The sequence below is a fragment of the Brevibacterium sp. FAM 24630 genome (assembly GCF_049804075.1).
In the GTDB taxonomy this organism is placed as follows: domain Bacteria; phylum Actinomycetota; class Actinomycetes; order Actinomycetales; family Brevibacteriaceae; genus Brevibacterium.
Window position 1 is genome coordinate 21,584 of the sequence record NZ_JBNBZD010000005.1, and the last position, 12,862, is coordinate 34,445.

Here is a 12,862-nt window from a genome sequence, read left to right on the forward strand (position 1 = left end):
GCGGCCGCGGACACGGCGGCGGCGGTTCCCGGATGGACGAAAACGAGGCCACGGAGAGTTTAATTCCGTTGGTTGCGCATCTCCGCGGGGATTTTGTCTTAGACTGAGACAACTTCCCTACCTGCCCGTTCATGGTGACAGAGGAGATAATGTGGCACTCGAACCGTTGACCCCGCAACAGCGAACCGCTGCTCTGGACAAGGCGTTCAAGGCACGTCAGGCACGAGCCGAAGTGAAGTCGGCACTGAAGAACGGTGATACCGATCTCGCCGCCGTGCTCAAAAAGGCCGCTGACGACGAGGCTCTCGCGAAGATGCGGGTGCTCGATCTGCTGCGCGCCCTGCCCGGTGTCGGCGACCGCCGCGCCGAAGCAGCGATGGAAGAGGTCGGCATCGCCACCTCACGGAGGATCAAGGGCCTGGGCGTGCACCAGAAGTCCGCCCTGTTGGAGAAATATTCCTGAGTGTGACAACCTCAGATCTGTGAATAATCGACTCACCGTCCTCGCGGGTCCGACCGCCGTCGGAAAAGGCACCATCAGCACGTACATCCGGCAGAATCACCCCGCGGTCTGGTTCTCCGTCTCCGCCACCACACGGCCCAGACGCCCCGGCGAAGTCGACGGTGTCCATTATCACTTCCTCTCCGACGATGACTTCGACGCGCTCATCGCCGCCGGCCAGCTGCTCGAGTACGCGGTCGTGCACGGGCGGCACCGCTACGGGACTCCGTCCGCTCCGGTGCAGGAGAAGCTCGACGCGGGAGTCCCGGCGCTGCTCGAGATCGACCTGCAGGGAGCCCGGCAGGTCAAGGAGAAGATGCCCGACGCCCGGTTCGTCTTCCTCGCCCCGCCCAGCTGGGACGAACTCGTATCCCGGCTCACCGGGCGCGGCACCGAATCCGCGGAGGAGCAGGAGCGCCGATTGGCCACAGCGAAGCGCGAACTCGCCGCCGAATCCGAGTTCGACGTGACCATCATCAACGACCACGTTCGCACTGCGGCCGAAGAACTCCTATCATTGATGGGTATATCCACCTCCGATTAGATGGGAATCTCCTTGCCCGCACAGCCCGAAGGCATCACCAATCCTCCGATCGACGATCTGCTCAGCGTCACCGGATCGAAGTACGAACTCGTCTCGATCGCGGCCAAGCGCGCTCGGCAGATCAACTCCTACTACGCCCAGCTGCAGGAGGGACTGCTCGAAAACGTCGGTCCCCTCGTCACCCCGGGCACCAACGAGAAGCCGCTGTCGATCGCTCTGCGTGAGGTCAACGAGTCGAAGATCGTCGCCCGCGAAGTCTCCGAAGAGGACTTCCTCCAGGCCGTACCGGAGACCGAGACGCCCGCACCCGTGAGCAACGACGGCGCGATCGACTTCAGCGACCAGTGAGAACCGTACTCGGCGTCGCCGGTGGGATCGCCGCCTACAAAGCGGCACACATCATCCGGCGACTCCGGGAACTCGACCACAGCGTCAAGGTCGTGCCCACGGCCAATGCGCTCAACTTCGTCGGTGCCCCCACCTTCGAGGCCCTGTCCGGCCAGACCGTGACCACCGACGTCTTCGATGAGATCGACACCGTCAACCATGTCCGCATCGGGCAGGACGCCGAACTCGTCATCATCGCTCCCGCGACCGCGAACCTCGTCGCGAAGATCGCCGCGGGAATCGCCGACGATCTGCTGACAGCGACCGTCCTGACCACCACCGCCGAGGTCGTCGTGGCACCGGCCATGCACACGGAGATGTGGCAGAACCCCGCCACCGTCGCCAACATCGCGACCCTGCGCTCCAGGGGAGTCCACGTCCTCGAACCGGCCGTCGGCCGACTCACCGGACCCGATTCGGGCCCCGGACGGCTGCCCGAACCCGAGGACATCGTCGCCTACGCCCTGTCCGTCGCCGATGCCGCAGGCTCGGCCGACGCGGCCCCGGGCACCGGACACGCTAGGCAGAGCCTGGACGGCCGCCGCATCGTCATCAGCGCCGGCGGCACCCGTGAGGCCCTCGACCCGGTCCGCTTCCTCGGCAATCGGTCCTCGGGCAAACAGGGCATCGCCTTGGCCCGAGCCGCCCGAGCCGCCGGCGCCGAAGTCGAACTCGTGGCGGCGAACATCGACTCCGGGCTGCTCACCGACCTGCCCGCAGGGATGACCGTCACCCCGGTCGAATCCACCCTGGAGCTGCAGACGGCGATGCGCGCCTCCCAGCCGGACGCCGATGCCCTCATCATGGCCGCGGCTGTCGCCGACTACCGACCGGAGGAGACGACCGAGTCGAAGATGAAGAAGACCGGCGACGATGGTCTGACGCTGCGTCTCGTGCAGAACCCGGACATCCTGCGCGGCCTCGTCGATGACCGAATCGGCACCCAGCTCATCATCGGCTTCGCCGCCGAAACCGGAGACGCACAGACGACAGCACTCGACTACGCCCGCGCGAAATTCGAGCGCAAGGGCGTCGACCTGCTCGTGTTCAACGACGTCTCCGACGACCGTGCCTTCGGCCACGACCACACCGCGGTTCAGATCATCGGCTCCGCCGCCGGTGAGATCACCGTCGGTGAGGAATTCCAGGGTTCGAAAGACGATGTTTCACAAAAGGTCATTGCTACCCTGGCCGAACAGCTCACCCACTTAGAATCGACACCGTGACTCAATCAAATCTTCGCTTCTTCTCATCCGAGTCCGTCACCGAGGGACATCCCGACAAGATCTGCGACCAGATCAGTGATGCGGTGCTCGACGACCTGCTGGCGCAGGACCCCAACGCCAAGGTGGCCGTGGAGACCATGGTAACCACCGGACTCGTCCACGTCGCCGGTGAGGTCAACACCGCCGCCTACGCCGATGTGGCCGGAATCGTTCGCAGCCTCATCACCGGAATCGGCTACGACTCCTCCGACACCGGCTTCGACGGCCGTTCCTGCGGAGTCTCCGTGTCCATCGGCAGCCAGTCCACGGACATCCACTCCGGAGTCACGAACCCGCTGGACTTCCGCGAAGCCGTCGCCTCCGACGACCACGGAACGAGCCTCGGTGCCGGCGACCAGGGGCTGATGTTCGGCTACGCCGACAACTCCACCGATGTGCTCATGCCGCTGCCGATCCACCTGGCCTCCCGGATGGCCGAGCAGCTCTCTGCGGTGCGCAAATCGGGACGCCTCGACTACCTGCGCCCCGACGGGAAGACTCAGCTGACCCTCGGCTACGACGGCGACGAAGCCGTGACGATCGAGAACGTCGTCGTGTCCACCCAGCATTCGGCCGAGACGAACCAGGCTCAGCTGCACTCCGAGATCAGGGAACTGGTCATCGACCCGGTTCTCGCTGGTTCGGGCCTCGACACGAGTGAGGCGAACATCCACATCAACCCGGCGGGGCCCTTCGTCACCGGCGGACCGATGGGCGATGCCGGACTGACAGGGCGGAAGATCATCGTCGACACCTACGGCGGTTTCTCCCGCCACGGCGGCGGCGCCTTCTCCGGCAAAGACCCGTCGAAAGTCGACCGTTCGGCCGCGTATGCGATGCGATGGGTGGCGAAGAACGTCGTCGCCGCCGGACTCGCCGACCGTGCCGAGGTCCAGGTGTCCTACGCCATCGGCCGCGTCGACCCGATGGGCCTCTACGTGGAGACCTTCGGCACCGAGAAGGTCGATCCCCAGAAGATCTCCGCCGCCATCCGTGAGGTCTTCGACCTCCGCCCGGCGATGATCATCGCCGAACTCGACCTGCTCCGCCCGATCTACTCGCAGACCTCGACCTACGGCCACTTCGGTCGTGAGCTGCCGGACTTCACCTGGGAGGTCACGGACCGCGCCGACGACCTGCTGCGCGCCGTGTCCGCCCACTGAGCCTGGCGTTCCAGAGTGGACGAACCCCTTCCGATCGACACCGGCACCTCGGCCGAAGGCCAGGTGCCGCTGGCGTCTGAGAACCCGGTCGCGCGCGTGCTCGTCGACCATCCCGTCCCGCACCTGGCACGGACCTTCGACTATGCCGTGCCCGAAAAGCTCGCCGAGGCGGCCCTGCCCGGAGTACGAGTGCGGGTGAAGTTCGCCGGTCGGCTCCGCGACGGCTACCTCGTCGAACGGGTCGACTCCTCCGACCACCTGGGACCGCTCGCGACGATCCAACGCCTCAGCGGCCCCGTGCAGGTCCTCGGCCCCGACCTGCTCGCCCTGTGCGAAGCCACGGCGCGCCGTTACGGCGGCACCCTGGCCGATGTCCTCCGCTTGGCGATCCCGCCCCGCCACGCGCGAGGCGAGAAGACCGTCCTTCGAGCCGAGACGTCCCAGAACCCGAAACCGGCAGACGCCCCTGACCGGTCGCGGGACGCTTCCCGGGCGGAACCGGAGACCGGTGACGGCACACCGGCCGACGACGAAGCCGGCGGGGGCACGAATCTGCTGGGCCGCCTCGGCGACTGGGTCCTCAACGCCGAGATCGATCCGCCGCCTGCCGATCAGACTCCGCGGCGACGTGTCCTGGCCGCAACCCCCGGTGCGACGCCCGGGATGAGCTGGATCCGGGCGGGACTGGCCGCAGCACGCCAGACTCTGGCGGCCGGGAAGTCCGTGCTGTGGCTCGTGCCCGATCACCGTGAACTCCTGGTCCTGCAGGCGAGCCTGACCGCCGCCGAGATCACCGAGGTGTCCGTGCTCAGCGCCGACCAGTCACCCGAACAGCGGTGGCAGGCCTGGCTGCGCGGCCTCCTCGGCCACACCCGCCTGACCATCGGCACCCGCGCCGCGGCCTTCGCGCCGCTGCGCGATCTCGGCCTCATCATCTGCACCGACGATGCCAACCGCAACTACCTCGACCAGCATGCCCCCTACCCGCACGCCCGCGAGGTCAGCCTGCTGCGTTCGACGATCGAGGACACCGAGCTGTTCTTCGTCTCCACCGACCGCAGCGCCGAGGTGCAGCGCCTCGTCGAGATCGGATGGCTGGCCGACATCACCCCGACCGGGCCGGCACGCCGACACTCCGCCCCCCTCGTCTTCGTCCCCGACGAAGACCGCGACCCCTTCGCCTGGCAGCGCATCCCCAGCCGGGCATGGCAGATCATGCGCACCGCCCTGCGACCGCGACCGCGCGACGGCGGAGTCCCCGGGCCCGTGCTCGTCCAGGTGCCCCGCTCCGGGTACTACCCCGTGTTCGCCTGCGCCCGCTGTCAGGAAGTCGCTCGCTGCCCGCGCTGTCAGGAGACGCTGACCACCCAATCCGAGGTCGGACCCTTCGCCTGCCGTGCCTGCGGATACCATTCGGAGACCTTCAGCTGCGCGCGCTGCCGGTCGAACCAGGTGCGCTCCATCGTGCGCGGGCGGGCCCGCACCGTCGAAGAGCTGCGCCGGGCGCTGCCCGACACCGAGATCATCGAATCCGGGGGAGACGAGATCTCCGCAGTCCTCGACGAGACGCCGCGGCTCGTCGTCGCCACGACCGGCGCCGAACCCTATGTGCTCGGCGGCTATGCGGCGGCGATCCTGCTGGACTCCCTGTGGCCGGGACCGTGGATGCGCTCGATCGACGAGAGCGTGGCCAGGCGGCTGCGCGCCGCCGCGCTCGTGCGCTCGCGCGAACAGGGCGGAACCGTCTATCTCGGTGACGAAGACGAACTCATCCGCTCGACCCTGACCGCCTTCGATCCGGTCACTTTCATGTCCCGTCAACTGGCCGACAGGAAGGTGCTGGGGTTCCCGCCCTACCGGCGCATCCTCGAACTCACCGGAGCCGGCACCGACATCGATGCCGTCCTCACCGAGATCGGTGAGGTGGGCGAGATCGACGAGCTGCTGCGCGATGAAGCCGAGGACGGTCAGCGCAGCGTCTGCGCCTACCCGATTGCGGCGGGAGATCGCATCGGAACCCGAATGGCCGAGATCACCGCATCCCGCTCGGCGAAGAAGCAGCCGCAGGTTCGGGCACGCATCGACGATCCCCGGTCACTGTGACGACTCGGCCACGCAGTAGAATCCGAGGCGTGGATATCGTCTTCGCCGGAACCCCGGATGTCGCAGTTCCCGCCCTCGAGGCCCTCGCCGAATCCGAGCACCGCATCCGTGCGGTGCTCACCCGACCCGATGCCCCGGTCGGGCGCAAGCGGGTGCTCACCCCGTCACCGGTGAAGACCCGGGCGCTCGAACTCGGACTCACCGTCATCGAGGCCGACAGGCTGCGCGGAGAGGTCATCTCCGATTTGCGCGCCCTCGAGGTCGACGCCGTCGCCGTGGTGGCCTTCGGCGCCATCGCCGGACCTGCTGCTCTGAGCACGGCCCGGCTCGGCTGGTACAACCTCCACTTCTCCCTGCTGCCTGCCTACCGCGGGGCGGCCCCGGTGCAGCGGGCCCTCATCGACGGTGCGGCTCGCAGCGGAGTCAGCGTCTTCCGGATCGACGAAGGCATGGACACCGGGCCCGTGCTCCGCCGCCTCGAACTCGACCTCGACCACCCGGATGTCGCAGCGGCCCTCGACGACTACGCCCGCCGCGGAGCGGTCGAACTCGTCACCGCCTTCGACAGCCTGGCCGCCGGCACCGCAGTGGAGACTGCGCAGACCGGTGCGGCCAGCTGTGCAGAGAAGATCACCGTCGCCGACGCCCACCTCGACCTGCGGGCTCCCGCCGACCGTGTCGTCGATCGGGCTCGCGGCACCAGCCCGGCACCGGGCCCCTGGGTGGAACTGAACGGCAAACGCACCAAGCTCTTCGGCCTCGCCCTCGCCCCGGAAGCCACCGAGGAGGCCATGGCAGCCGCACCGGTCGGAACCCTGACGAGTTGGAACAGGACCCCGATTCTGCGCTGCGGGGACGGCTGGGTCACGGTCGCCGGGATCCAACCCTTCGGCAAGCCCCGCATGGACGCCGGTGACTTCCTGCGCGGTCACGGCGACATCACCTTCGATCCGCACACCGAGCAGGAAGCATAAGAGCCATGGCCGAGACTTCAGGCAACAGCGGCGTCCCGGGCGGACGTCGAGGCAACGACCGGGGCCGCGGAAATGACCGCCGAGGCGGCAACCGCCGCAGCGACGACCGGGGCCGCGGGCACGAGCGCCGCAGCGACAATCGCAGAGGCGACCGGGGCCGCCCGGGCCGCGGAGCGCCGCAGGACGAACGCATCGGCAAGAACCTGCCGCGGCGGATTGCCTGGGAGGTCCTGCTCGACGTCGCGACGAAGGACGCCTATGCGAACCTGCTCCTGCCCGCGAAACTCGCCCGCACCCATCTCAACGCCCAGGACGCCGCCTTCACCACCGAACTGACCTACGGGGCGCTGCGGCGGCAGAAGTTCTACGACGCGGTCATCACGATCGCCGCCTCCCGCGCCATCGACGAGATCGACCCCGAACCCCTGGCCGCGATGCGTCTGGGCGCCCACCAGCTGCTGTCGATGCGAGTCCCCGACCATGCGGCCCTGTCCGAGACCGTCGCCGTCGTCAAGCGCTCGGCGGCCAAGACCGCGGGATTCGTCAATGCGGTGCTGCGCCGCATCTCCGAAGCCGATCACGACGAATGGCTCGCGCGGGTCACCGCGAACGTCTCCGAGACCACACGACTGGCGATCGAACACTCCCACCCCGAATGGATCGTGCGGGCACTGACCCAAGCGCTCAAAGGCCACGAATGCGATGCCGACGAGCTCGAAGCTCTGCTCATCGCCGACAACGCTCCCGCCAGGGTCGGACTCAGCGCTCTGCCCGGACTCATCGACCGCTCCGAACTGCCCGGCGACGCGACCGAGCTGTCACCGATCGGCGTGACCATGGACACCGCTGTGCCCCGCGATGTCCGGGCCGTGGCCGATGGTCGGGCGCGCGTCCAGGACGAAGGATCGGCTCTCGTCGCCCTCGCCCTGGCCGAGATCGATGCTCCTGCGGGTCCCTGGGCCGACCTGTGTGCCGGGCCCGGAGGCAAGGCCGCGGTCCTCGGTGCCGCGGCCGCCGCAGAATCGGTCCGGCTCGAAGCCTTCGACTCCAGCGACCACCGCGCCGAACTCGTCCGGGACTCGACTCAGGCCCTCGACAACGTCAGCGTCGAAGTCCGCGACGGCCGCCGGGTGCGCGGACCCTACTCCAAAGTGCTCGTCGACGTGCCCTGCTCCGGTCTCGGCGCCCTGCGTCGGCGGCCCGAAGCCCGCTACCGCAGACAGCCCTCGGACATCACCGCCCTGTCCGGTCTGCAGTCCGAGCTGCTCGGCGCCGCCCTCGACGCCTGCGCGCCCGGGGGTGTGGTGGCGTATTCGACGTGCTCACCGCACTTCGCCGAAACCGTGCTCATCGTCGACGAGGTCCTGCGCCGACGCGCGAAGTCCGGCACCGACGACGTCGAGTTCCTCGATGCTCCGTCCGTGCTCGAGGCGATCACCGGCACACAGGCGCAGTCGTTCGCTTCGGTCTCCCGAGGCGAGGGCCGCTGCGTTCAGCTGTGGCCCCATGTGCACAACACCGATGGAATGTTCCTCGCTCTCCTGCGAAAGGCGAAATGACCCATGGCAATCGACATCAACCCGAGCATCCTGTCCTCGGACTTCTCCGACCTGCGCGGTGAGCTCGACAAGATCAGCACCGCGGACATGGCCCATATCGACGTGATGGACAACCATTTCGTGCCGAACCTCACCTTCGGCCCGCCCGTCGTCGAACGCATCCGCGCGATCTCCCCGATCCCGCTCGACGCCCACCTGATGATCGCCGATGCCGACCGCAACGCTCCCGTGTACGCGGAGATCGGCTGTGCCTCGGTGACCTTCCACGCCGAGGCGGCCGCCGCACCCGTGCGCCTGGCCCGTGAGCTGCGCAAGCTCGGTGCCAAAGCGAGCCTCGCGCTCAAACCGGCGACCCCGATCGAACCGTTCATCGACCTCCTCGGCGAGTTCGACCAGATCCTCATCATGACCGTCGAACCCGGATTCGGCGGACAGAAGTTCCTCGACGTCTGCCTGCCGAAGATCCGCCGCACCCGGCAGGCGATCTCGGCCTCCGGCCTGGAGATCCGTCTGCAGGTCGATGGGGGAGTGTCCGCGTCGACGATCGACCGTGTCGTCGACGCCGGCGCCGACGTCCTCGTCGCCGGTTCCGCCGTCTACGGAGCCGAGGACGCCGCCGCGGCGATCAGCGAACTGCGCACCCTGGCCGAAGCCCACACCCACTGACCGCACCGGGCCGCCCACCCCGGGCCCACCCTCTCAGGAGAGCCGCCGATGGATCTGTTCGACTGGTTGAACACCCCCGCATTCGAGTTGCTGGGCAAGCCCGTGCCCTACTCCGACCTGTTCGGCAACATCTGCGCACTGGCCACGGTCGTGCTCGCTCTGCGACGCAACATCCTGTCCTGGCCGGTGCAGATCCTCGGGTCGATCCTGCTGTTCTCCGCGAGCATCTCCGCCGGACTCGGAGGCAACGCCTCCCGGCAGGTCGTCATCATCGTCGCCGCCGTCTGGGGCTGGACGCAATGGAAGAAGTCGAAAGAGGCCTCCGGCGAGGTCATTGTCAGGTGGGCAAGCTGGAAGGAGCGCGGACTGCTCGTGGCCGGCCTGCTCATCGGCACCGGTGTCTTCGGCTGGGTGCTCGCTCAGGGCGGTTGGTCATGGAATCCGTACCCCGACGCCTACATCTTCATCGGCTCGGTCGTCGCGATGTACGCACAGGGGCGGGCGATCGTCGAGTTCTGGTTCGTGTGGCTGGCCGTCGACCTTGTGGGCATCCCCTTGGCAGTGGCCGGAGGGCTCGTGTTCTCCGGAGCCGTCTACCTCGTCTTCCTCATCATGGTCATCCTCGGCCTCATCGACTGGTCGAAACGCTCGAGGCAGACGATCTCGGCACCGCACCGCTCGGCCACCGACATCGGCCGCGACCCCGAAGCCTGAACTGCGATCGGGAGTTCGCTGCGACGGTGTGCAGGCGCCCGCAGGCTGGTCTTCGCAGACAGCGCCTGCTTGGGCCCGCAGCCAGGACATCGCCGGCAGCGCCCGCCGGTGCGGTTCGCAACGTGAGACCCCGCATGCTTCACCCCGAGACGATGCATTAGGCTGGACGGGTGAAGACCTTTGATTCTCTCTACGCCGAACTCCTGCAGAAATCCCACGATCGTCCAGCCGATTCGAGGACCGTGGCCGAACTCGACGCCGGAGTCCATGCGATCGGCAAGAAGGTCGTGGAAGAGGCCGCCGAGGTGTGGATGGCCGCCGAATACGAATCCGAGGACGAGCTCGCCGAGGAGATCTCGCAGCTGCTCTACCACGTGCAGGTGATGATGATCGCCAAGGGACTCACCCTCGACGACGTCAACGCCCACCTCTGAGACGCTCCTGCGAACTCCACTCCGACCACATCGAACTCCAAAGGGACCCCATGCTGCGTGTAGCCGTGCCCAACAAGGGCGCACTGTCCGAAGCCGCCTCCGAAATGCTCAGTGAAGCCGGATACTCCACTCGACGCGGAACCAAGACGCTGGTCCATCAAGATGAAGTCAACGGGGTCGAACTCTTCTACCTGCGTCCACGCGACATCGCCGTCTACGTCGGCTCCGGCATCCTCGACGCCGGCATCACCGGACGTGACCTGCTGCTGGAATCGAAGGCCGAGGCCCAGGAAGTGCTCGGCCTCGGGTTCGGTGCCTCCCGCTTCTTCTACGCCGGCGCCGTCGGCAGCTTCACCTCCCCGGAGGAGCTGCGAGGGGCACGCATCGCCACGAGCTTCCCGAACCTTGTCTCCGCCGACCTGGCCGAGCGCGGCATCGACGCGACGACCGTGCAGCTCGACGGCGCCATCGAAGTCTCGATCCAGCTCGGCGTCGCCGACGCCGTCGCCGATGTCGTCGAAACCGGCTCGACGCTGCGTGCAGCCGGGCTCGAGACCTTCGGCGAGCCGCTGCTCGAATCCGAAGGCGTGCTCATCCAGCGTGCCGGGGCCGAAGACCGCATCGGGGTGCTCAAACGCCGCCTCGAATCCGTCATGGTCGCCCGCCAGTACGTGCTCGTCGACTACAACATCGAACAGCGTCTCGTGCCCGAGGCGATCTCGCTGACCCCCGGTCTCGAATCCCCGACCGTCTCACCGCTGCAGGAGACCGGCTGGGTCGCCGTGCGCGTCATGGTCGAGGCGAAGGAAGTCAACAACGTGATGGACCGACTCTACGGTGTCGGTGCCCGCGCGATTCTGGTGACGAACATTGGCGCCTGCCGAATCTGATCTGGCCGTCTTCCGGCCCCGACAGGTGCGCATCATCGGCATCGTCGGCGCCATCGCCGTCACGCTCGGATTCCTGATCCTGTCCGTGGCGCTGCTCGTCGTGGACTGGGAGCCCTGGACCGTGCTCGACATGGTGTGGATGAACCTGCTCGGCGTCCTCTTCGGCCTCGCCCTGCTGCGCATCGCGGACATCCAGGCCCGTCCCACCGAGAAGGGGCTCGTGGTCAAGAACATGGTGCGCACCCACCGCTTCGACTGGGGACAGATCCTCGGGGTGGCGTTCTCACCCGAAGGCGACGACCCCTGGCCGCTGCTCGATCTCAGCGACGGCACCACCTGCGCGGTGATGGCGATCCAGCATGCCGATGGACCCCGCGCCCATGCGGAGGTCGCACGATTGCGTATGCTCATCAGCAGAAGCACCCACTTCAAGGAGGAATAGGAATGGCGAATGAGACACCGGAGACCGCGACGGGGCCGCTGACCGGCTATACCGTCGTCGATCTCTCGCGCGCCCTGGCAGGACCGCATGCCGGAATGATGTTCGGCGACCTCGGTGCGCGGGTCATCAAGGTCGAGAACCCGGGAAGGGGAGACGACTCCCGCTCCTGGGGGCCTCCTTTCGTCGGGCCCGAGGACAACCCGCAGGCCACCTACTTCTTCTCCTGCAACCGCAACAAGGAGTCGATCGCCCTCGACCTCAAATCCGAAACGGGCAAGGACACTCTCACCGGGCTCATCGCCCGCGCTGACGTGCTCATCGAGAACTTCCGCTCCGGCGTCCTCGACCGGCTCGGCTTCTCCACCGCCCGGTGCATGGAGATCAACCCGCGCTTGGTCATCCTCTCGATCACCGGGTTCGGCCACGACGGCCCCGAAGCCTCCCGCGCCGGCTACGACCAGATCGCCCAGGGCGAGGCCGGCCTCATGTCGCTGACCGGCTCAGGACCCGACGACATGCAGCGAGTGGGCGTGCCGATCGCCGACCTGCTCGCCGGAATCTACGGCTCCTACGGCGTGCTCGCCGCACTTCTGGAACGCGAACGCACCGGCAAGGGCAAGGTGGTGCGCACCTCGCTCATCGCCGGCATGGTCGGCGTCCACGCCTTCCAGGGCACCCGGGCGACGGTGGCCGGACAGGAACCGCAGCCCGGCGGCAACCACCATCCCTCACTCTCTCCGTACGGACTGTTCACCTGCCGTGACGGTGCAGTGCAGATCTCCGTGGGCAACGAGAACCTGTGGCAGAAGTTCTGCGCGGCCTTCGACATCGACCCCGCCACCGAGGGGCTTGCCGACAACGCCTCCCGCGTGGCCAACCGTCCCGCACTCATCGAGCTCATCGAAGACCGGTTCTCAGCCTTCGACGCCGAGGATCTGCTGGCGAAGCTCACCGAGGCGGGAATCCCCTCGGGCACCGTGCGCACCCTGCCCGAGGTCTACCAGTGGGATCAGGCACTGAGCCAGGGTCTCAAGGTCTCCGTCGATCACCCGGTGCTCGGCGACATCGATCTGCCCGGACCGCCGCTGCGCTTCTTCGATGCCGAGGGTTCCAGCGAGGTCGAGACGACCCGCACCGCCCACGATGCTCCGCCGCTGTTGGACGAAGATGCCGAGTCGATCGCGGCGTGGCTCGCCGGCGGAAACTGAGGGGGTGCGCG

14 protein-coding genes are annotated in these 12,862 nt (G+C 67.6%); all 14 read left to right on the top strand.

The genetic code is table 11. The features are described 5' to 3' along the window. Positions 1-151: 151 nt before the first annotated feature. The 14 genes from mihF (at position 152) to ACPUD7_RS05390 (ending at position 12,851) form a co-directional block, all read left to right on the top strand. Positions 152-463 (top strand): integration host factor, actinobacterial type, encoded by a 312-nt coding sequence (mihF, locus tag ACPUD7_RS05325; protein ID WP_135541080.1) that lies wholly within the window; start codon positions 152-154, stop codon positions 461-463. Between the two features lie 19 nt (positions 464-482). After that, positions 483-1,046, top strand: coding sequence for a guanylate kinase (gmk, locus tag ACPUD7_RS05330; protein WP_135541078.1), 564 nt, complete (start codon positions 483-485; stop codon positions 1,044-1,046). 12 nt (positions 1,047-1,058) lie between these two features. Further along, on the top strand, positions 1,059-1,394 hold the full coding sequence (gene rpoZ, locus ACPUD7_RS05335; protein WP_240689955.1) for a DNA-directed RNA polymerase subunit omega: 336 nt from the start codon (positions 1,059-1,061) through the stop codon (positions 1,392-1,394). Then, positions 1,391-2,659 carry a bifunctional phosphopantothenoylcysteine decarboxylase/phosphopantothenate--cysteine ligase CoaBC gene (gene coaBC / locus ACPUD7_RS05340; RefSeq protein WP_425119357.1) on the top strand — a complete coding sequence of 423 codons (1,269 nt, stop codon included), beginning with the start codon at positions 1,391-1,393 and terminating at the stop codon, positions 2,657-2,659. Before rpoZ ends, coaBC begins: the two co-directional genes overlap by 4 nt. Beyond that, positions 2,656-3,861 carry a methionine adenosyltransferase gene (gene metK / locus ACPUD7_RS05345; RefSeq protein WP_135541073.1) on the top strand — a complete coding sequence of 402 codons (1,206 nt, stop codon included), beginning with the start codon at positions 2,656-2,658 and terminating at the stop codon, positions 3,859-3,861. Before coaBC ends, metK begins: the two co-directional genes overlap by 4 nt. Positions 3,862-3,876: 15 nt before the next feature. Next, positions 3,877-5,964, top strand: a complete 2,088-nt coding sequence (locus ACPUD7_RS05350) for a primosomal protein N' (RefSeq protein WP_135541071.1) — start codon at positions 3,877-3,879, stop codon at positions 5,962-5,964. 29 nt (positions 5,965-5,993) lie between these two features. Continuing rightward, the gene (locus ACPUD7_RS05355; protein ID WP_425119358.1) at positions 5,994-6,938 is read left to right on the top strand and encodes a methionyl-tRNA formyltransferase; all 945 of its coding nucleotides are present in this window, start codon (positions 5,994-5,996) and stop codon (positions 6,936-6,938) included. Between the two features lie 5 nt (positions 6,939-6,943). Beyond that, complete coding sequence (locus tag ACPUD7_RS05360) at positions 6,944-8,497, top strand: RsmB/NOP family class I SAM-dependent RNA methyltransferase (RefSeq protein ID WP_425119359.1); 1,554 nt, start codon at positions 6,944-6,946, stop codon at positions 8,495-8,497. Positions 8,498-8,500: 3 nt separating this feature from the next. Then, a complete protein-coding gene (rpe, locus tag ACPUD7_RS05365; RefSeq protein ID WP_425119360.1) occupies positions 8,501-9,163 on the top strand; it encodes a ribulose-phosphate 3-epimerase in 663 nt (220 codons plus the stop codon). 48 nt (positions 9,164-9,211) lie between these two features. Further along, complete coding sequence (locus ACPUD7_RS05370) at positions 9,212-9,877, top strand: nicotinamide mononucleotide transporter family protein (RefSeq protein ID WP_135541064.1); 666 nt, start codon at positions 9,212-9,214, stop codon at positions 9,875-9,877. Between the two features lie 170 nt (positions 9,878-10,047). Beyond that, positions 10,048-10,311 carry a phosphoribosyl-ATP diphosphatase gene (locus tag ACPUD7_RS05375; protein WP_425119361.1) on the top strand — a complete coding sequence of 88 codons (264 nt, stop codon included), beginning with the start codon at positions 10,048-10,050 and terminating at the stop codon, positions 10,309-10,311. A gap of 50 nt (positions 10,312-10,361) precedes the next feature. Next, the gene (gene hisG / locus ACPUD7_RS05380) at positions 10,362-11,201 is read left to right on the top strand and encodes an ATP phosphoribosyltransferase (RefSeq protein WP_135541060.1); all 840 of its coding nucleotides are present in this window, start codon (positions 10,362-10,364) and stop codon (positions 11,199-11,201) included. Further along, on the top strand, positions 11,182-11,643 hold the full coding sequence (locus ACPUD7_RS05385) for a PH domain-containing protein (RefSeq protein ID WP_135541059.1): 462 nt from the start codon (positions 11,182-11,184) through the stop codon (positions 11,641-11,643). Before hisG ends, ACPUD7_RS05385 begins: the two co-directional genes overlap by 20 nt. Positions 11,644-11,645: 2 nt before the next feature. Further along, the gene (locus tag ACPUD7_RS05390; RefSeq protein WP_425119362.1) at positions 11,646-12,851 is read left to right on the top strand and encodes a CaiB/BaiF CoA transferase family protein; all 1,206 of its coding nucleotides are present in this window, start codon (positions 11,646-11,648) and stop codon (positions 12,849-12,851) included. The last annotated feature ends 11 nt before the right edge of the window (positions 12,852-12,862 follow it).

Excerpts from the sequence above, each read along its gene's own strand:
- rpe (WP_425119360.1), top strand. The coding sequence starts at position 8,501 with ATGGCAATCGACATCAACCCGAGCATCCTGTCCTCGGACTTCTCCGAC.
- ACPUD7_RS05360 (WP_425119359.1), top strand. The coding sequence starts at position 6,944 with ATGGCCGAGACTTCAGGCAACAGCGGCGTCCCGGGCGGACGTCGAGGC.
- hisG (WP_135541060.1), top strand. The coding sequence starts at position 10,362 with ATGCTGCGTGTAGCCGTGCCCAACAAGGGCGCACTGTCCGAAGCCGCC.
- ACPUD7_RS05370 (WP_135541064.1), top strand. The coding sequence starts at position 9,212 with ATGGATCTGTTCGACTGGTTGAACACCCCCGCATTCGAGTTGCTGGGC.
- ACPUD7_RS05390 (WP_425119362.1), top strand. The coding sequence starts at position 11,646 with ATGGCGAATGAGACACCGGAGACCGCGACGGGGCCGCTGACCGGCTAT.